We start from the raw sequence: 18,729 nt of genomic DNA, 5'->3' as shown, positions 1-18,729 counted from the left end.
ATCAATCGGTTGCCTCCTATTCTTGACTGAGAATCAACTATTTAAAGGGTTGTTTGATAATGTACCGGTTGATGTCCTAAGATATCAAAACCTTGTAATAGCAGTGTCAGTTGCTGCTCTGATAATGCTAACGTATCGTTATTTATATTTCGTGGCCATTTGAAGCGGTCTTCATCTAATCGCTTGTACCATAAAGCGAATCCTGTTTTATCCCAATACAATATTTTGAGTTTATCACGAGGCTTATTGCAAAATATAAATAGAGCATCACTAAACGGTGATAGTTGCATTTCTTGCTCAACAATCACGACAAGGCCATTAATGGCCTTGCGAAAATCGACAAAATCACGATGAAGATAAATGGTGGAAACATCAGTAAATACATTCATGATTGATACCCTTTTAATAAGAGTCCTATCCAGTGAGGTTCAGTATTAGCTGGCAATGTTAATCGCAATTTTCCGATAGAAAGTTGAATATCTGGTAATTGTGGAGTGGCGATGATAGTTGATGTTAACGCTTCTACTTTCAAGAAAGTAGAAGCGTTAATCTTTTGTTTCCATCGTGCTTTACGTGCACTAAATGTCTTTGGCAGAATATTATGGTTACGACAAAATTCAGCGGCACTAAGCTTGCTAGATTGCTGAGATTCAAATAGAGCGTGCCATTGCTCTGGTGTTCTCTTTTTATCTTTTTGCATAATTACGTTCTCGTTAAATGAAAGATCGTAAGATACGCATAATGAATTTTATTTGTTAGGTGTAGTTCCCCGCACGCTTACACTAATTCTATCCTCACTCATTATTGCAACGATGGTTGCAATTAAGGCGATATAATGAATAAATTCAGCAAAAAAAGTGCGTCACGATTGGCCACTTGCCACCCTGATTTAATAACCGTATTTACTCGCGTTCTTGAGATTTGTGACTGCTCTATTCTTTGCGGCCATCGAACAAAGGAAGAGCAAAATGCGCTGCCAAGTACCAACACTCAAGTTCGATACCCAAACAGTAAACATAACTCATTACCAAGCGAGGCTGTCGATGCAACCCCGTATCCATACGATGAAGATGATCGTGAACGTTTCAGTTATTTTGCGGGCATTGTGATGGGTGTCGGTGCCTCAATGGGGATCGCTATTCGTTGGGGCGGCGATTGGGACAGAGACTTCGATCTCAAAGACAATACCTTTGATGACTTAATGCATTTTGAGTTAGCGAGTAATGACGCCTAAACAGTTTGATGCATGGCGGGTATGGCCACGATTAATGAGTCTCTTTGTGGGGTACATGTGGGTAGAGTTTAATACTTATTTTTTCTCTATCCCTATTAACCAACACAGTGAATTTGCTCTAGTGCAATACGCGGCCATCACCGGTGTATTCATTGGATTCTGCAAGTTCTACATGGATACAGGAAAACGACTCAATGCCGATTAGATTTGTGCTGATAACTATCGTCGCTCTCGTTACGCTGCTTGTTGGAGTCTATCGCGAAGGATATAACAACGGTTTTTCGATGACGATGAATAAAATACAAACTCAGCACTTAGAACAAATCAATATTGCGATTAAGAAAGCCAATACAACTATTAACAATGATAAAAGAGTTATCCGTGAATTTATGACAAAACAAACTGATTTTATTAAGCGTGTTGAAACAAACACAGGATCAGTATTATTAACACAACCGCACCATAACAAGGAAGAAGAGCATGAACAACAAAGCAGTGAGTATGTTGTTGGTATTGATGCTGACGAGCTGCGCGAGCTACAACGACTCACTCACCTTGCCAACACCCATTAATAAACATATTGACAGCATGCTGTCTGAACCTTGCCCTCCTCTTCCCGTACCAGAGAGCGCTGATAGTGCCGCCCACTTTCAGTGGAAAAAGGACATTATAATCTTATATCAAGCCTGTAGAGCAAAGCAGCGTATCTTAGCCAAAAAGTTGTACTAGACAATTTATTTGAGAAAAAAAACCCTTTGATTTGTCAAATTTATGTTAGGAATTGCATTATATTGTATTGTGTTGTATTAAAAAAAAAGATGTTTATTGTAATTTCACTTACAACAACATTGGTAAATACGATGTGTCATATTGATTATAATTCTTATCGCTCTGTTTCCAGTTACAACCGCAGAGTTCGTTTTCTTGTTATGCATTATACGGCTATTAATTTCTCCGCATCCATTAACGCATTAACAGGAAAAGAGGCAACCGTAAGTGCTCATTACCTCGTCCCTAACCCTTTAGATATCACTTATCAAAACGCAGGTTTTGGGGATATGAGGATCTTTAATTTAGTCGATGAAAATGAAAGGGCTTGGCACGCAGGCGTCAGCTCATGGGCGGGACGTAATGGGTTAAATGATTCTTCTATTGGGATTGAAATAGTTAATGAAGCTTCTGATGATAAAGGAGTGTTTACTTTTCCACCTTATAGCCCAACTCAAATTCAAGCACTAATATCCCTATCAAAAAATATATTGCAACGATACCCAGATCTCTCACCGACTAACGTCGTCGGTCACAGTGATATCGCCGTCGGAAGAAAGGTCGATCCAGGCCCTGCTTTTCCATGGAAAGCACTTTACGATGAGGGGGTTGGGGCTTGGTATGACGAAGACAAAAAACAAAAATACACCACTAAACTCAGCACTGGCTTACCTGATAAAAAGGACATATTAGCTGCCTTTAAAAAATATGGTTATGCCGTTGACGGTGAATATTCACTGCTTGTTCGTGCGTTTCAATTGCACTTTAGACCTCGAAGAACTACTGGGGTAGCGGATCTTGAAACCCTCTCCATACTGTTTGCACTCGTTGAAAAATATTTTAAATAGCGCAACATTGAACACAAAAGAACAAACATTAATCTAAGTTTTAAAATTAAGGATTTTACTATGGAACCTACATTAACCTCATCAATCAAATTTAATGCTGGTGATACGTTTCCTAAAATTAAACTGCCTTAATTTAATGGTAATAGAATTAGAAATACCGTTGATATTGGCACCCCACAAAAAGTGGGAGATTGGAAAATGGTAATAGTCTATCGCGGTGAACACTGCCCTTTATGCACAAATTATTTGAATGAAATCGAAAAATATAAAAATGATTTTATAAAACTAGGTATTGATATTATTGCTGTGTCTGCTGATGACAGGGCGCAAGTACATGAGCATAGTAAAAAACTATCCATTACCTACCCAATAGCCCATGGAATGAAAGCCGGTCATATGATGCGACTTGGTCTTTATATCTCTATGCCTCGAGTTAAACCTGATGGCATGAGTGAAACCGATCATGTCTTTTCTGAACCTGCTTTATTTATTATTAACTCTGAAGGTAGAGTACAAATAATAGATATATCAAATGCACCGTTCGCTCGTCCTGATATCAATTCGATACTTTCAGGAATAAAATTTATCCGTGAAAATAATTATCCTATTCGTGGCACTTATAATGTTAGGTTGAACTATGAATAAATTATTAGTTTGAATATTTTCTCTTATAAGTACTGATTGCGACAATTACCTTCATACTTAAAGATAAACAAACCAATTCTATTAATTTAAATAATCATTATTGAGGTTTTATGAAAAAGAACTTAATTGCATTAGTTTTAATGGCTTTTACTTTTAACACATACGCATCTGTAGATTCTCCATTAAGTAAGAGAATTCAAAATTTGAATAATATTATGATATCGAGTCATAGTGTGAGGGCCGACATCATCTCAGGGGATTTTGATGCTGTATTCTCTCTTTACGATAACATTGAATCTGAAAAAATAAATATGCAACATTTTTCACCAACGATAGGTACGACGGATGTGGTCAATAAACTGGCTGATGATCAGCGTAATATTATTGATTATGCATATAATACAGTTAAGAATAACACGGGAAAAATCATACCAAGAAGAAATAATAATTATAAGCCTAATGGACTGATTGTCTTGGGGTCAACGCCTAAATTAGGTATTTTGGAGAGTCGATTAAATCAGGCTTATACGCTAGCGATTAAATATCCAAACATGCCTATTATATTATCAGGTAAAGGTCGAAAAAATAATGTTATAGAAGCTGACTATATGTACGATTATCTGAAAGATAAAGGGATAGAAACAAAACGTATGTATAAAGAATCAGAATCGTTAGATACTGTTGGAAATGCGGAGTTTTCTTATTTTACAATTCAAGAAAATCCATCATTAAATAAAATAAAAAATTGGTTAGTTATAACGAATAACTACCACGCTATGCGTTCTTTATTTAATTTTTCACGTATCTTCCCAGAGAGTTATACCATATCTGTTTTACTTGCCCCTTTACTCCCTGATGGAATAACTAATCCTGATGAAGATAAAATACTTAAAAACCTTATTGGTAAGGAAATTAAGTCTGATTCTAACGAACAATTTATGGAGTTACTCCGATATAACCGTTATAGCATTAATAGACATAAATTTAAAAGTCAAAATTTAACAGGTAAGCCATGTGCGATTCTGAATGAAATATTATTAGAGCATGGATTATATAAAGATAATGTCGATAAATTTACGAATAAATTCAGTCAATGTTATGAAGGCTTAGATAATAATCAATAGATTATATCGCATCTAGTAGCCTCTGACACAAAATTAAAACCCATAACGTTATCATCGATATCCTAGTTGTCGATGATAACGATAAATCGGGAGATCTTCATAACTACATATTTTTAATTGCAATAGCCTAGCTCTATTAGGGATACACCTGACAGCATCACGATAATTGTCCCAGCCCAATACAACCCTTAAAAGGTATTGGGCTTTTTTTTGCTTGCACTATGCCGCCTTAGAAGGACCGTCCAACCCTTCATAGTCTTTAATCGTAATAACATCCATCCCAACAAATTCATTCAATTCACTCACTAACTCCAACAGAGGCACCAGTTCGTTTTTATAAAAAACACGATCCACTTTGTTCAAATCACTGCTTGAAGTAAACCCCTCTCGAACAATACTCATTAACTCCAACGGAATACGATGACTCGCCAGGACATCATTCGTTGTCATGCTCTTAATGTCTTTAAACGCATCTTTTGCTTCCACCTGACCAATCGGTGTCAGCTCTGGCTTTTTACCGTCCTTTCCTTTTGCGTTTACGTATAAGTTTTGAAAAGCCCCTCCTTTGGACAGCTTTTGTTTAATTTCTCTTTCTTGTTCTTTCTTGTTCTTTCGTGAGATTTGGATCATTCATGTAGAGCAAATACCCCGCATGAGATCCATTGATGTAGTATTTACGGCGAAACAAGGTCGCATCTTCATTCAACCAAATTGAACTCAGTGCGCCAATGTATTGCGGTAAACCGTAGAGCTCTTGGCACACATCGTATTCCGTTAAATGGAAGACTTGCCCAGCACGATAATCGACTCGCCCCTCATCACTGAACTCTTTGGGCTTATAACAATATTCATCTGTATTCTCTTTACGACGCATGAATAACGCAGGCAAGTGCTTGATGGCCACAATCTCACGAAACCCATTGCGAACAATCTGCAAATACCCATTACCAAACGTTAAAAAATCAGCCATAAAACGTCTAAAATCCCGTTTTTTCATTTGTGATAATAGCGTGACAGAGCTGCTTGCCATGTTACCTTTCACATACAGTGCAGAGCCATGCATTGGGTTTGCTCTTACGGCCTTGGCTAAAGTATCAAGTGGAATGGGTGGCTCATACAATCCATTAACAAGAGCCACCTCCATATAATTAAGAATGTCGGCGCTCATGACGCTTTCTGGTGTGTCAAATGTAATCAAAATACGCTCCCCTATGAGAATGAAACGGTCGTTGAATGGTCATTTAAAATGTCAATCGGCTCCCAATGCAATACATGCATTGCAGCCCAGGCTAAATCAGCATGAGAGCCTCGTTTTGTTCGCGTTGATATCATCGTGATCTGATTGCTGGCCTTAGTGGTGTGTTGTCGTATCATCAAAAAGGAATGAACCACATCATCCCAACTGTCATCAAATTGAAGGCGGCCCGCATTAATAATTTCACGCGCTTTATACGCCATCATCCGTTTAACTTCGGGGCTGTAATTCACTTCCTTTAAACTTGGGTAAAACTTTCTGACCAGCTCAGCCACCGCGGAGCCAACACCACTGGTATCCATCTCTAAATGCACAACATGGTATTTTTCAGTGATGCCCTCAATGGCCTTGGCCTGCTCTTCATAACTTGAGCCCTTCAATCTAATGCGCTCCAAGAATCGAAACACACCGCCTTTTTTAAGGGGTTTTAATGAAATAACTAACCCCGCGTCATCCGAGCCATCCGCTTGTCCGCCCCCTCTTGGATCGTAACCGACCAACACCTCAAGATCGCCTGCAGGTCGACATTTCCCCATATCAATGGTTTTCCATTTTGACGTATCGGTTTTGCAGGCGAGTAAGGCTTTGATATTGAAAAATGACGCAGAATCATCTAAAAACACACAACGAAGCACGTTATCAAAAATACTTTTTATCGGGTATTTACGGCGTAACTTATCCATATTAAAGAAGGTCGCGCCTCCTTTGATGGCATCATCCACCGTGATCATTTGACGGAAAACGCCATCCACACCCATTGCCCCTTTTTTAAGGGCTTTGTGGCTGATATCAATCCCTTTGTCTTTTGGTCCCGTCCATTTAGGGTACGCTTCGTGGGCCGTTGATGACGGTGTTGATAAGTACGTAGTTCGATACTGTGCCTGGATGGACATTCCACCCGCATAATCATCCAATCGTTGAAAATTAGGCATCCAAAAAACTTCGTCATAATACATATGACCGTTAAAGCCCTGACTGGTAAACACATTGGTTGACATGAAATGAAACTCAGCGCCATTGCTCAACGTAATGCTGTCTTTGCCTTTTAATTCCACACCGCCAATCTGCAGCGCGAACTTTCTGATGTAATTTTTGAATATCTCAGCCTGCTTACGAGAGGCGGAAATAAAGACCTGGTTATCCCCTGTCAGTACCGCATCTTCAAACGCCTCAAATGAGAAATAATCACTTAACCCAATTTGGCGTGACTTCAAATAAAATCGCTGCTCATTAATGCGCTCATCGCCTTTATGCGCATGAATGTCTTTCTGATATTGAAAATATTTCGTCTCGTAATACTCAGAAAGCATCTCAGCCGTGATCCCAGATACGTCATTTTTAACTTTGTTACTTGGTCGCCCTCGAGCCGGTGCATCACCACCGTCGGCATGACTGGCTTTTCTTTTTTTGTACTCCGCCGCCCTGTCTCGTTTGTATTTTTGCTCAAGTAACATCTCAAGCTCAGCCAACTGCTCAGCGTGTTTTCTATCAATCCACAACAAATAGGCAATGCGTTGGCGCAGCATTAATTCCACCGGCGAATCATCGCGCATTTTCTTCCACCCAAATTTGGCTATCCATTGCTGAACGGTGCGTGGATTGACGTTCGTTTCCTCAGCGATCTCTTTAGTTTCGTACTGACGTAAGTAATACCCCAAGGCGAGTGTTTGCTCTTGGGTATAAATGGGGATGTCATTACTGCGCTTGGTTTTCTCTTTCATATTTCTCTGCGTTTTACTCAGGCTCAACATAGAGTGCTACAAATAAGGGCGTGACTCAGCCATTGGTTTTTCTGTATAGGGGGATACAGAAAAACGGCTGCTATTAAAGAGAGGAATGATTCACTACATTAAATTTAGAAAACACAGGAGAGCACGTGGATGTTTCAGTCAGAGCCAATTTGTATTTTAACCGCAGGGCCGACCATTGATGGTCGTCATATTGAACAACAAGTGATAGATGACATCGTCGAGCAGTACGATCCTGAGCGCTACAACGCTCGAATTAATGAAGAGCACTGGTATTGGGGTGAAAAATTTGGCTCAGTCCTGTCAGTTGAAAAACGTGGCAATCAATTAATGGCGATATTAAAACCCAATTCAAAACTGCTCAGTACCATTGAAGAAGGTCAATTACTGCATACCTCCTGCGAAATTCAGAAAAACTTCGCCGACTCAGGAAAATATTACTTAACCGGATTGGCATTAACGGACGACCCCGCGTCTCTGGGAACCACCGAAATTCACCTTTCGGCAAGAAGACCCGAAGATAAAGGAAAAGATCTCCTTTCAACGGGAAGCACTATCAGCAAAAAAATGCTAACGGGCAATGTGTTAGACGAGCAAGAAGAACGATCATTTATCACTAAACTCATGAGCTTTATGAGTAGTAACCGCCATCAAGAGCAAAATAATGAAGAGGATAACGACATGAATGAAGAGCTGAAAGGGTTACTGACAAAAAACACGGAGCAAAATGAAGCGGTGGCGACGGCATTAAACATATTAGCTACGGCGGTTGAAAAACTGTCAGTAGGCAACGTTGGCGAGACATCGCTTACCCCAACAACACCGGCACCTCCTGCGGACGGATCTAACGCCATTGCAGAAGGTAACACCGAATTATCTGCAAAAGTCGACGCGTTATCCACTCAACTGAGTGAATTAACCACCAAACTGAGTGCCATGACGGATGAAAAAGGACGTCTATTGGCGGGTGAAGGCGGTGACGACGACGCTGAGCGCTGGTTATAGCAAACAGAATGATTGTCCTCTGGGTATTCTTATTTTTATCGAGTATTGATTATGCAAGAAGCAACAAAAGTCGTACTGGCGGCGTACGCAAAAGCCGTCGCTAAAAAATACGGTGTCAGCGATGTCACTGAAAAATTCAGTGTTACCCCCGTACAGACACAGCGGATCATTGCCCAAATTCGTGAGAGTAACTGGTTTCTTGGCAAGATCAACATTATCTCCGTCAGTAACCAAAAAGGCGAAGCGTTAGGATTGGGTGTCACTGGCATGATTGCCAGTCGTACAGATACATCAGAGGGTACTACACGTAAAACAAAAACCGTCTTTAACCTAAAGGCAATGCCGTACCTGTGTGAGCAAATTAACTTTGATACTCATATGCGCTACAACCAGTTAGATGCGTTTGCGCACATGAAGAACTTCGCCATCATCATCTCAATGCAAACGCGCGAGCAGATAGACACCAACAAAATCACCATCGGGTTTTACGGCAAAGAATGCGCAGCGAATACCGATCCAAAAGCCAATCCAAACGGTGAGGATGTGTGCAAAGGCTGGTTCCAAGCGCTTCGTGAGCACAATCCAGCCGCCCTTCTTGTTCAGGGTAAAACCGAAAATGAAATCCGCATTGGTGAAGGTGGCGACTTTGTGAACCTCGATTTGGCGGTCATGAACGTAAAAGGATTACTCCATGATGCGTGTGAAAATGCGCCAGATTTAATCGCCATTATCGGCTCAGATTTACTCGCTTATGAAAAAGCAAAATTCTATGTAAAACACGGCAATACCCCAAGCGAAAAAGCCAAAATTGAAGAGATGCAGATTATTGGTACGTACGGTGGTTTACCTGCGGTCTCTGTGCCTGGATTTCCACCAAGCGGCATTCTCGTCACAAGCTATAAGAACTTATCCATCTACATTCAAGAAGGCTCCATTCGTCGAGCGGTAGCAAAACGAAATGACGAACGCGATCAAATTGAAAACTTTGAATCCATGAACATGGCTTACGTCATTGAACAATTGGAAAAAGCGGCCGCGGTTGAATTCGATAACGTTAGATTATTGATTGATGGTGAATGGGTATAAGAAACACCCCCCTCACAAGCCTGCGCTTACGTTAACAAGAAAATACGTTTCTTGTTATTCGCTACGCGCTTCGCTTGTGTTTTAAAGGAATATCACATGAGTCGCATGGCCTTTGTAGGAAATAAAGACGACGCTTACCTCGGCGAATTACCCGCAACAATACACCACCCAAAGCTCGTTGTTGCAGAGTTTCAAGCGGTGTTTCATTTTTTAAGTAATGAAACAGAGATAGGTATTTTGCACAACCTAACCCTTGCTCGCATCACCGTGAATAGCGAGCTGTTAGATCTGATGAACACACATGGAACACTTGATAATGCTTCCGAATATTGGTTTGGGGATACCGACACAGGCAACGCTCTTTATAAGCAAGCCGTGTTCTCTCTCGCCGCCAATTATATCGTAGGCAATAAGCTCAGCATGGACGCGACCGCAGAAGCGGCCGAGCGACAAGACGCCTTGCAACAGAAAGCGGACAACTGTTTGGTTCACTATCGCCGAGCGGTTGATTTGCTTCTTCATGGAAAAGAAACCTATACCTTTGAGGTGGTGTAACCAATGAAAGCCTTACAAAGTTTAACGGAGTTGTTTACCCAATCGGTAACCGATGCAAAGAACGTCGAATTGTGGGCGGAAGATGGCCAGATTGAGTGCGCTCAAGGCGTTTCTGTCGACGGATTTGATATTGCTTACACCGTAAACATCAACATGAGCGATGTTGATGTTCAGCCTGAAACCTTAATGATGCATTTGGTGCTCTGGCTTAATCAATACGATGTAGATAGATCAACAAAAGGGCTACCCGCCCCTTCTTTTGCGACTGAGATATTAGATAACGGCCGATGTGACATCAAACTGAAAATCGACATGAAAGAATCCTATTCAGTCGAAGAAAGTGAGCACGGAGTATGGCAACAAGGCGGCATTCGTTTTGATTGCGTCAGTGATTTTGCCCTTGCCGCAATTGAAGAAGAGCTGCCTCTTCTTGAGTTTGTGGGCGCTCATGATAGGGACTTACCTGAATGCGATTAACTAACCCTGAGCACTTAACCTCGATGTTGGAGAATGTCGCATTAAACCCAAGACAACAATTTCAACTTAACCAAAAACTGGCCAATCATTCACGCCGGTTCTTTCGATCGCAAATTAGCCATCAGCGAGACATTGATAATACCCCATACCAATCTCGAACTCGGCGCACTAAAAAGCAACAGGCGGATCCTAAGGTGGTACTCAATACAAAAAGCAACCGGAATATGCTGATGGGATTGAGTCGATCGTTAAGAACAAACGTGACTGGAGAGGCGTTTGAGGTGGGGTTAACGGGTATCCCAGCAAAGATTGGACGAGAGCATAATGAAGGTCAAACCTTATCCTTTACCACTCACGTTAATGGTTTTTATGACTCAAAAACCAGTCGATGGAAAGGCGGAGTTAAGACCAAGAATAACTATCGAATGCCAAAGCGAACCTTCATCGGTTGGACCCCCTCTCTGGAGCGTGAATTGATGACCATGATAAGGGATGAATTAGTCATAAATATGGAGCCATAAATGCGTGAAATAAAAATCAAACCAACCAATAAAGACGTACTGGTGCGCGATCCTATTACGCGAGTGCCATTGAACGTTAAGGGCGAAGTAAAACCCCGTAATAGTTACTGGTTACGTCGAATTCAAGATGAATCGGTCGTCGTCGTGTAAGCGTGCGGGGAACTACACCTAACAAATAAAATTCATTATGCGTATCTTACGATCTTTCATTTAACGAGAACGTAATTATGCAAAAAGATAAAAAGAGAACACCAGAGCAATGGCACGCTCTATTTGAATCTCAGCAATCTAGCAAGCTTAGTGCCGCTGAATTTTGTCGTAACCATAATATTCTGCCAAAGACATTTAGTGCACGTAAAGCACGATGGAAACAAAAGATTAACGCTTCTACTTTCTTGAAAGTAGAAGCGTTAACATCAACTATCATCGCCACTCCACAATTACCAGATATTCAACTTTCTATCGGAAAATTGCGATTAACATTGCCAGCTAATACTGAACCTCACTGGATAGGACTCTTATTAAAAGGGTATCAATCATGAATGTATTTACTGATGTTTCCACCATTTATCTTCATCGTGATTTTGTCGATTTTCGCAAGGCCATTAATGGCCTTGTCGTGATTGTTGAGCAAGAAATGTAACTATCACCGTTTAGTGATGCTCTATTTATATTTTGCAATAAGCCTCGTGATAAACTCAAAATATTGTATTGGGATAAAACAGGATTCGCTTTATGGTACAAGCGATTAGATGAAGACCGCTTCAAATGGCCACGAAATATAAATAACGATACGTTAGCATTATCAGAGCAGCAACTGACACTGCTATTACAAGGTTTTGATATCTTAGGACATCAACCGGTACATTATCAAACAACCCTTTAAATAGTTGATTCTCAGTCAAGAATAGGAGGCAACCGATTGATTACCTGTATTATCGTTATATAGTCATCTACATGACTGATAAAATAAAACCACTTCCTGATACCATTGACGAGCTGAAAGCACTTGTGCTTCAGCTTGAAAATAAATATAACCGTCTTCTAGAGCAATTTCGGCTGGCTCAACATCAGCGCTTTGGTAAAAGCAGTGAATCTGACTCGACTCAATTTGATTTATTCAATGAAACAGAAGAAGAAATCATCATTGAAAATGATGACACACAAACGATTACCTACACTCGTCAAAAGCCAAAACGCCAACGCTTACCTGAAGACTTACCGCGTACTGTTATTATCCACGACATAAAAGATAAAACTTGTAAGTGTTGCGGTCTAGAGATGCATGCGATGGGTAAAGACATCAGTGAAAAGTTGGAATTTGTACCAGCTAAAGTGGAAGTTATTCAACATGTTCGTCCTAAATATGCTTGCCGAAATTGTGAAAAAAACAATACTTCAGTAGACATTAAACAAGCCCCAATGCCAGCGTCACCAATCCCTAAAGGGATTGCGACCGCAAGTTTACTTGCTCAAATTATTACGGCTAAATTTCAATACAGTCTTCCACTTTATCGTCAAGAAACGTTATTTCAGCAATGGGGTATCATTATTGGACGGCGAACGATGGCGGATTGGTTAATAAAATGCTCGGTACTATTTACCCCTCTTAATAACGAGTTACATCGTATTTTGCTTGAACAACCCACTCTGCATTGTGATGAAACAACGGTAAATGTGTTGGATGTTGAAAAAGCAAAATGTTATATGTGGGTCTACTGCTCTGGCTATGATTCTCCAGGCTCTGGTGTTTTGCCTGGAATTGTACTTTATGATTATCAATCTAGCAGGCATGGCTACCATCCAGTTAACTTTTTAAAAGGTTATAACGGGTATTTACATACCGATGGTTACCAAGGTTATGAACAAACTGAAGCGATTTTAGTTGGCTGTTGGGCACACGCACGTCGACGATTTATTGAGGCTCAACGTGTTCAAGTAAAAGGGAAAACAGGGAGTGCAGATTGGGTATTGAGTAAAATCCAAAAGCTATACCGGATCGAATCGTTATTAAAAGAGGCTTCCCCTGAAGCCAAGTATGTTGCTAGGCAGACAGAAGCCCGCGATTTACTTAAAGAGCTCCGTGATTGGCTTGATAGCGCAGTTAGTCGAGTATCACCTAAAACAAAATTAGGTGAGGCGATTAGCTATACATAAATCAATGGGATAAATTAGTTCGTTATATTGATGATGGATTGTTATCTATTGATTACATCGAGCAGAGCGAGCGGTTAAACCGTTTGTTATCGGCCGGAAAAACTGGTTATTTTCGGGTTCAACGGCTGGTGCAGATTCAAGTGCAATGCTTTACAGCATTGTAGAAACAGCAAAGGCAAACGGATTAATCCCTTACGATTATATTAGGTATTGTCTAGATCGTTTATGTGTTGGATCGCCAGATATCGATTCACTTTTACCTTGGAATGTAAAAGACAAGGTGTAGTTCCCCGCACGCTTACGTCACAATGGCAAAACGTGGCAAGCTGACTGGTGGACTCAAGGCGATGAACCGGGAACCACTGGTGAATGGGGCGTTTGGAAACTGATTGGTGATACCGATTGTGGCGGCGTAATACCTGATCCAGAAGCAGAGTTAAGCGCTAAAATTACAGGACTTAGTAACGAGTATTCCGTCATTGATTCAGCAGCAACGAGCACGTTTACAATTACGACGAATGAGATGGCCTCAACTACCGTCGATATCATTGACCGTATGGGAAACAGCGTGACGTCATACTCAGAACAAGTCACAGGAACCCAAGCGATTTCGTTACCATTAACGAATGTTGAAGAAGGGTATTACTCTATGCGTCTATTGGCATCAAATGATGATAATTCAGTAGAGGAACGTTACAGTTTTAATCTGGTATCGGAAGATACGACAACTCCACCAACAACAGATGTTCCCGCTTATGAAGCAGGGAAAACATACGCTGAAGGTGACCAAGTCTTAGCGACAGATGGTAATGTTTATCAGTGTAAAGCTTGGCCTTACACTCCATGGTGCTCAAGCTCTTCTTATGCTCCAGCAGAGAGCCAACTTTGGGCTAATGCATGGGATAAAAAATAAGCATTAACCACTGAATGTATCGTATTTTTCGATAGTTAAAAAATAAAACAGCCAGCATTTATCTGCTGGCTTTTTTCTATCTTAATGCTGTTTATTTATAAGCGAATAAGAACGATGCCCACAATACGGCGATAACTAAAACAGGACACACAAATTTCACATACAGAGGCCAAACTTTACCAAAGAATCCTTGTTGGAATTCAGGATAACCTTGCTCAAGCTCTTTAATTTTAGAGTGACGACTCCACACCCAGCCACCAAATACACAGAACAATAATGCTGCGACAGGTTGTAAATATTGCGTTGCAATCATCGCAACTAAGCCAAATAGTTCAGAAAAATTAAAGACAATCACCACACTAAACACGGCAATTAATAAACCTAATACCCAGCTTGTTGGTGTTCTTCTCGTTTCAAATCGCTCACTCACTAAAGAAACTGAACATTCAAGCATTGAGATTGAAGACGTTAATGCAGCGATGGTTAATAATAAGAAGAAAGCAATGGCGAACAGATCGCCCAATAAACCTAAGCTATCAAACATCATTGGTAAAACCGTAAACACCAACGTGTCAGAACTTAATAACGATCCATCTTCGGCATAAATTTGAACGCCCTTTTGCATTGCAACAAACATTGCAGGCATAACCACTAAGCCCGCAACAAATGCCACAGCGGTATCCACTAAAGTAACGTTCATCGCCATTTTAGGTAAATTCTCTGTCTTACTTAAATACGATCCGTAAATCAGCATTGAACAGCCACCAATGGTTAGCGAGAAAAAGCCTTGCCCCATGGCTGCTAGAATCAATTTTTTATCCATTACTTTTTCAAAATCAGGAATCAGATAGTGCTTTAGCCCTTCAACAGCACCCTGCTGCATCATGATATAAACAAACAATAATCCAAATAAAACAAATAATGCCGGCATCAAACGAGTAGACCATTTTTCAATACCGTCTTTAATTCCACCTTGTACGATTAAAATAGTTAATACATAAAAGAGTATCGTACCCAGTAAATTACGTTCAATGCTAAAACCTTTAAACCACTCAGCGAGATCATGCAATCCAACAACATTGGCCATCGCACCAAATAGAAAACAGATTAACCAACCACCAACAATGCTATAAAACATCAGTACAACACTAGGTACACTCAGACCAATCCACCCAACAAAAGCACCAAAACGCTTACCCATTGGATTTGAAGTCAGAGCTCGCATACTGTCTACTGGGTTTGCTTGACCATGACGACCGATCGCCATTTCGACAACAAGCATAGGGAAAGCCACCACAAGGATCATGATGAGATAAACCAATAGAAAGGCACCACCACCATTACTTGCTGCCTGAGTTGGGAAGCCCCAAATATTACCCAGACCCACCGCTGCACCAGCAGCTGATAATATAAACCCTAATCGTGAACTAAAACTTTCTCTGTTACCTGTTGTCATCTCTGTATCACCACACTAGTACAATAAGCGAATGATAACTTCACTCGTAATTAAACACCAGATTTAAATACTCGCTTCATTCATTTATTTCTCTTAACAATAAGAAAGCAGAGACTCCATCTACTTTAAAATAAGAAAACAACATAATATCTATTCATTATTTGTCAAAATACCCACTAACATTGTGCTCTTTTTTTAAACAGTGTGAATAGAAATCTTAATTCCATTCACAAATGGCTATCCATTAAAAAAACTAATGGGATGTGCGTCAAAATTATAATGAATATTTTATTTGACGAAATTTAAAACTGCTGATAAATTCGCGCCTATTGAGTCACGGTGTACACATCCTATAACACCTCTCTACGTATTCCACCAAACTCCAGACTACTGAACATATCAGTTCAGACAAATTAGATGGTAGCCAAATGGGTTAGATATCTGCAACGTATTTACTATACTTGTTGTAGATTTTTCTATTTGAGAAAATATTAATGACAAATAAAATCATGGTTGGATGGCGAGAGTCTCTTAGCCTTCCCGAGCTTGGTATTAAATTAATTAAGGCAAAAGTCGACACTGGCGCCCAAACATCTTGTTTACATGCGTTTAAAGTTGAGCCCTTTACCAAAGATGGTGAAGCATGGGTTCGCTTCTGGATCCATCCTGAAAAACGTAATAATGATTTTGTTCAAATATGCGAAGCTCCAATTGTTGATAAGCGAGTAGTAAAAAGCTCAAGTGGGCAAGAAGAAATGCGCTATGTGATCAGAACCATGATCCGACTAGCAGGCCAAGAATGGCCAGCAGAAATAACATTAAGTAACCGAGAAACAATGGTGTTTCGTATGTTACTTGGCAGATCATCAATGCAAGACCGCATTGTTGTTGATCCATCGTCGTCTTACCTAGTTGATTTTGAGGAAATTGTATAATGAAAATCGGTATTTTATCTCGTAACCAAGACCTTTACTCTACTCGCCGTTTAATTGAAGCGGCGGAAAGCCGTGGTCATGAAGTAAAAGTAATTGATGCATTACGCTGTTATATGAATATCAATTCAGAAAAACCTCAAATTCACTTCAAAGGTGAAGAACTGATTAATTACGATGCGATTATCCCTCGTATTGGCGCATCAGTTACTTTTTATGGTACTGCTGTATTACGTCAATTTGAAATGATGAATGTCTACCCGGTGAACGAATCTGTTGCTATCACTCGTTCTCGCGATAAATTACGTTCAATGCAACTGCTTTCTCGTAAAGGCATTGGTATGCCAATCACGGGTTTTGCAAGCAAGCCTGATGATGTAAAAGATTTACTTGATATGGTTGGCGGCGGGCCAGTTGTGATCAAGCTCTTAGAAGGCACTCAAGGTATTGGTGTTGTTCTTGCAGAAACAAGAAAAGCAGCAGAAAGTGTTGTTGAAGCATTTATGGGCTTAAAAGCGAATATTATGGTTCAAGAGTTCATCAAAGAAGCTGGTGGTGCAGATATCCGTTGTTTCGTTATTGGTGGCAAAGTGATTGCAGCAATGAAACGTCAAGGTGCAGAAGGCGAATTCCGTTCTAACCTACACCGTGGTGGTTCTGCGTCACTGGTTAAACTGACTCCAGAAGAACGTAAAACAGCAGTAGCAGCAGCAAATATCATGGGATTGAACGTAGCAGGTGTCGATTTACTTCGCTCTGATCGTGGTCCATTAGTTATGGAAGTGAACTCTTCACCTGGCTTAGAAGGCATTGAAGCCGCTACAGGTAAAGACGTTGCTGGTTTAATTGTTGATTTTATTGAGAAAAATGCAGCGACAAAAGGGACTAAAACTCGTGGCAAAGGCTAGACAGAACAAAGCATTCGACATACTAACGTATTCAGTTGCACCCGGTGAAAGAAAGGTCATTGAGATTGAAGCCGCAAAGCTTTATACCCACTCACCTTTATCTATCCCTGTAGAAATCATTAATGGCCAGCATGCTGGCCCAATCCTGATGGTCAATGCGGCCATTCATGGTGATGAGCTCAATGGGGTTGAAATTGTTCGACAGTTAATCAATAACATTGACCCAAAAACCCTAAAAGGCACTTTAATTGCAGTGCCTATTGTTAACGTTTTTGGTTTCATTCATAAATCTCGTTATCTACCCGATCGCCGAGATTTAAACCGTTGCTTCCCAGGTTCAGAAAAAGGCTCTTTGGCATCACGCATGGCAAATACCTTTTTCACCCAAATAGCAAAACGTTGTGATTATATTGTTGACTTGCACACCGGAGCGATTCATCGAACAAACTTACCTCAAATTCGTGCCAATCTAAGTAATCCTGAAACGTTACGAATTGCAAAAGCATTCGCAACACCATTGATTGTAGATTCGCCATTACGAGATGGTTCGTTACGCAGTGAAGCTGAACGTTGCGGTATTCCAGTATTAACATACGAAGCCGGTGAAGCATTGCGCTTTGAACCGATAGCGATCAATGCTGGATATGTGGGTGTACAACGAGTAATGCAATCTATTGGTATGTTAAAAGCCAGTAGAAAGCGCTTACCAACAGCCATTATTGCGAAATCAACTGGCTGGCTTAGAGCAGAAAGCGACGGTATCTTACGTACTATCGTGACACTCGGTGAGCAAGTTGAAAAAGATCAAGTTCTTGCTTATATCAGTGCGCCACTTGGCCACGGTGAGATCGAGATTATCGCACATAAAGGTGGCATCGTTATTGGCCAACAAACATTACCATTAGTTAATGAAGGGGACGCTATTTTCAATTTAGCTTACTTTTCTGAAGATGATGAGATGGTCGGTCAAACAGTTGAAACGTACATCGATGAAATGATTGATGCCGATACTGATCAACTAACGAATGGGCAGATCACAACATCTACCCTTTGATATTTCGATACCAAAAACAAAAATAAGAGAGGTTCGCCTCTCT

21 protein-coding genes and 3 pseudogenes are annotated in these 18,729 nt (G+C 40.5%); 19 read left to right on the top strand and 5 right to left on the bottom strand.

The features are described from left to right. Window positions 1-41: 41 nt before the first annotated feature. Together tnpB (VSAL_RS04345) and tnpA (VSAL_RS04340) are read right to left on the bottom strand one after the other, a co-directional pair. Complete coding sequence (gene tnpB, locus VSAL_RS04345; RefSeq protein WP_012548924.1) at window positions 42-389, bottom strand: IS66 family insertion sequence element accessory protein TnpB; 348 nt, start codon at window positions 387-389, stop codon at window positions 42-44. Next, complete coding sequence (gene tnpA / locus VSAL_RS04340; RefSeq protein WP_012548925.1) at window positions 386-700, bottom strand: IS66 family insertion sequence element accessory protein TnpA; 315 nt, start codon at window positions 698-700, stop codon at window positions 386-388. The genes tnpB (VSAL_RS04345) and tnpA (VSAL_RS04340) overlap by 4 nt, the downstream gene beginning before the upstream one ends. A gap of 135 nt (window positions 701-835) precedes the next feature. Here tnpA (VSAL_RS04340) and VSAL_RS04335 point away from each other — a divergent pair, with 135 nt between their 5' ends. The 6 genes from VSAL_RS04335 to VSAL_RS04310 all read left to right on the top strand — a co-directional run bounded on the left by VSAL_RS04335 (window position 836) and on the right by VSAL_RS04310 (window position 4,619). Beyond that, window positions 836-1,234, top strand: a complete 399-nt coding sequence (locus VSAL_RS04335) for a M15 family metallopeptidase domain-containing protein (protein WP_012549576.1) — start codon at window positions 836-838, stop codon at window positions 1,232-1,234. Then, entirely contained in the window at window positions 1,224-1,439 is a 216-nt protein-coding gene (locus VSAL_RS04330; protein WP_023604700.1) for a hypothetical protein, read from the top strand. The genes VSAL_RS04335 and VSAL_RS04330 overlap by 11 nt, the downstream gene beginning before the upstream one ends. After that, window positions 1,429-1,806 (top strand): hypothetical protein, encoded by a 378-nt coding sequence (locus VSAL_RS04325; protein WP_129546021.1) that lies wholly within the window; start codon window positions 1,429-1,431, stop codon window positions 1,804-1,806. The genes VSAL_RS04330 and VSAL_RS04325 overlap by 11 nt, the downstream gene beginning before the upstream one ends. Window positions 1,807-2,052: 246 nt before the next feature. Then, window positions 2,053-2,850: an N-acetylmuramoyl-L-alanine amidase gene (locus VSAL_RS04320; RefSeq protein WP_269447611.1), complete on the top strand. Its 798-nt coding sequence runs from the start codon at window positions 2,053-2,055 to the stop codon at window positions 2,848-2,850. 183 nt (window positions 2,851-3,033) lie between these two features. Then, on the top strand, window positions 3,034-3,495 hold the full coding sequence (locus tag VSAL_RS04315) for a redoxin domain-containing protein (RefSeq protein WP_331386579.1): 462 nt from the start codon (window positions 3,034-3,036) through the stop codon (window positions 3,493-3,495). Between the two features lie 110 nt (window positions 3,496-3,605). Then, window positions 3,606-4,619: a YdcF family protein gene (locus VSAL_RS04310; protein ID WP_012549572.1), complete on the top strand. Its 1,014-nt coding sequence runs from the start codon at window positions 3,606-3,608 to the stop codon at window positions 4,617-4,619. Window positions 4,620-4,838: 219 nt separating this feature from the next. On the opposite strand, the pseudogene VSAL_RS24225 reads toward VSAL_RS04310, so the two are convergent. Then, window positions 4,839-5,787 (bottom strand): annotated as a pseudogene (locus tag VSAL_RS24225) (phage portal protein). A gap of 41 nt (window positions 5,788-5,828) precedes the next feature. Continuing rightward, window positions 5,829-7,595, bottom strand: a complete 1,767-nt coding sequence (locus tag VSAL_RS04300; protein WP_148234219.1) for a terminase large subunit domain-containing protein — start codon at window positions 7,593-7,595, stop codon at window positions 5,829-5,831. Window positions 7,596-7,754: 159 nt separating this feature from the next. On the opposite strand from VSAL_RS04300, the gene VSAL_RS04295 reads away from it, so the two are divergent. From VSAL_RS04295 to VSAL_RS23745, 10 genes and pseudogenes are all read left to right on the top strand, one after another. Next, window positions 7,755-8,627 carry a GPO family capsid scaffolding protein gene (locus tag VSAL_RS04295; RefSeq protein WP_012549570.1) on the top strand — a complete coding sequence of 291 codons (873 nt, stop codon included), beginning with the start codon at window positions 7,755-7,757 and terminating at the stop codon, window positions 8,625-8,627. 51 nt (window positions 8,628-8,678) lie between these two features. Next, window positions 8,679-9,713: a phage major capsid protein, P2 family gene (locus VSAL_RS04290; protein WP_012549569.1), complete on the top strand. Its 1,035-nt coding sequence runs from the start codon at window positions 8,679-8,681 to the stop codon at window positions 9,711-9,713. A gap of 105 nt (window positions 9,714-9,818) precedes the next feature. Continuing rightward, complete coding sequence (locus VSAL_RS04285) at window positions 9,819-10,268, top strand: head completion/stabilization protein (protein ID WP_044583390.1); 450 nt, start codon at window positions 9,819-9,821, stop codon at window positions 10,266-10,268. Between the two features lie 3 nt (window positions 10,269-10,271). Then, on the top strand, window positions 10,272-10,745 hold the full coding sequence (locus VSAL_RS04280; RefSeq protein WP_012549567.1) for a phage tail protein: 474 nt from the start codon (window positions 10,272-10,274) through the stop codon (window positions 10,743-10,745). Continuing rightward, window positions 10,736-11,266, top strand: a complete 531-nt coding sequence (locus VSAL_RS04275) for a phage virion morphogenesis protein (protein ID WP_012549566.1) — start codon at window positions 10,736-10,738, stop codon at window positions 11,264-11,266. Before VSAL_RS04280 ends, VSAL_RS04275 begins: the two co-directional genes overlap by 10 nt. Next, the gene (locus VSAL_RS22540) at window positions 11,267-11,416 is read left to right on the top strand and encodes a DUF2635 domain-containing protein (protein WP_068938164.1); all 150 of its coding nucleotides are present in this window, start codon (window positions 11,267-11,269) and stop codon (window positions 11,414-11,416) included. It abuts the gene before it with no gap. A gap of 77 nt (window positions 11,417-11,493) precedes the next feature. Next, the gene (tnpA, locus tag VSAL_RS04270) at window positions 11,494-11,808 is read left to right on the top strand and encodes an IS66 family insertion sequence element accessory protein TnpA (RefSeq protein ID WP_012548925.1); all 315 of its coding nucleotides are present in this window, start codon (window positions 11,494-11,496) and stop codon (window positions 11,806-11,808) included. A 116-nt stretch (window positions 11,809-11,924) separates the two neighbouring features. Beyond that, window positions 11,925-12,152: pseudogene (gene tnpB / locus VSAL_RS23340) on the top strand (IS66 family insertion sequence element accessory protein TnpB); the annotation flags it as partial. 71 nt (window positions 12,153-12,223) lie between these two features. Beyond that, window positions 12,224-13,709, top strand: a pseudogene (locus VSAL_RS04260) (IS66-like element ISVsa2 family transposase). Window positions 13,710-13,946: 237 nt separating this feature from the next. After that, window positions 13,947-14,336 carry a hypothetical protein gene (locus tag VSAL_RS23745; protein WP_044583193.1) on the top strand — a complete coding sequence of 130 codons (390 nt, stop codon included), beginning with the start codon at window positions 13,947-13,949 and terminating at the stop codon, window positions 14,334-14,336. 91 nt (window positions 14,337-14,427) lie between these two features. Here VSAL_RS23745 and VSAL_RS04250 read toward each other — a convergent pair whose 3' ends face one another. Beyond that, the gene (locus VSAL_RS04250; RefSeq protein ID WP_012549565.1) at window positions 14,428-15,792 is read right to left on the bottom strand and encodes a sodium-dependent transporter; all 1,365 of its coding nucleotides are present in this window, start codon (window positions 15,790-15,792) and stop codon (window positions 14,428-14,430) included. A 494-nt stretch (window positions 15,793-16,286) separates the two neighbouring features. On the opposite strand from VSAL_RS04250, the gene VSAL_RS04245 reads away from it, so the two are divergent. From VSAL_RS04245 to VSAL_RS04235, 3 genes are read left to right on the top strand one after another with little or no spacing between them, the layout of a single operon-like run. Next, window positions 16,287-16,727: an ATP-dependent zinc protease family protein gene (locus tag VSAL_RS04245; protein WP_012549564.1), complete on the top strand. Its 441-nt coding sequence runs from the start codon at window positions 16,287-16,289 to the stop codon at window positions 16,725-16,727. Next, a complete protein-coding gene (gene rimK, locus VSAL_RS04240; RefSeq protein WP_012549563.1) occupies window positions 16,727-17,632 on the top strand; it encodes a 30S ribosomal protein S6--L-glutamate ligase in 906 nt (301 codons plus the stop codon). Before VSAL_RS04245 ends, rimK begins: the two co-directional genes overlap by 1 nt. Beyond that, window positions 17,592-18,686, top strand: coding sequence for a succinylglutamate desuccinylase/aspartoacylase family protein (locus VSAL_RS04235; protein WP_012549562.1), 1,095 nt, complete (start codon window positions 17,592-17,594; stop codon window positions 18,684-18,686). Before rimK ends, VSAL_RS04235 begins: the two co-directional genes overlap by 41 nt. Window positions 18,687-18,729: the final 43 nt, after the last annotated feature.

Origin of the sequence: Aliivibrio salmonicida LFI1238 (assembly GCF_000196495.1) — a bacterium.
Lineage (GTDB): Bacteria > Pseudomonadota > Gammaproteobacteria > Enterobacterales > Vibrionaceae > Aliivibrio > Aliivibrio salmonicida.
The sequence above is the reverse complement of the archived record's forward strand: the minus strand, read 5'-3'. Positions and strand labels throughout refer to the sequence as shown.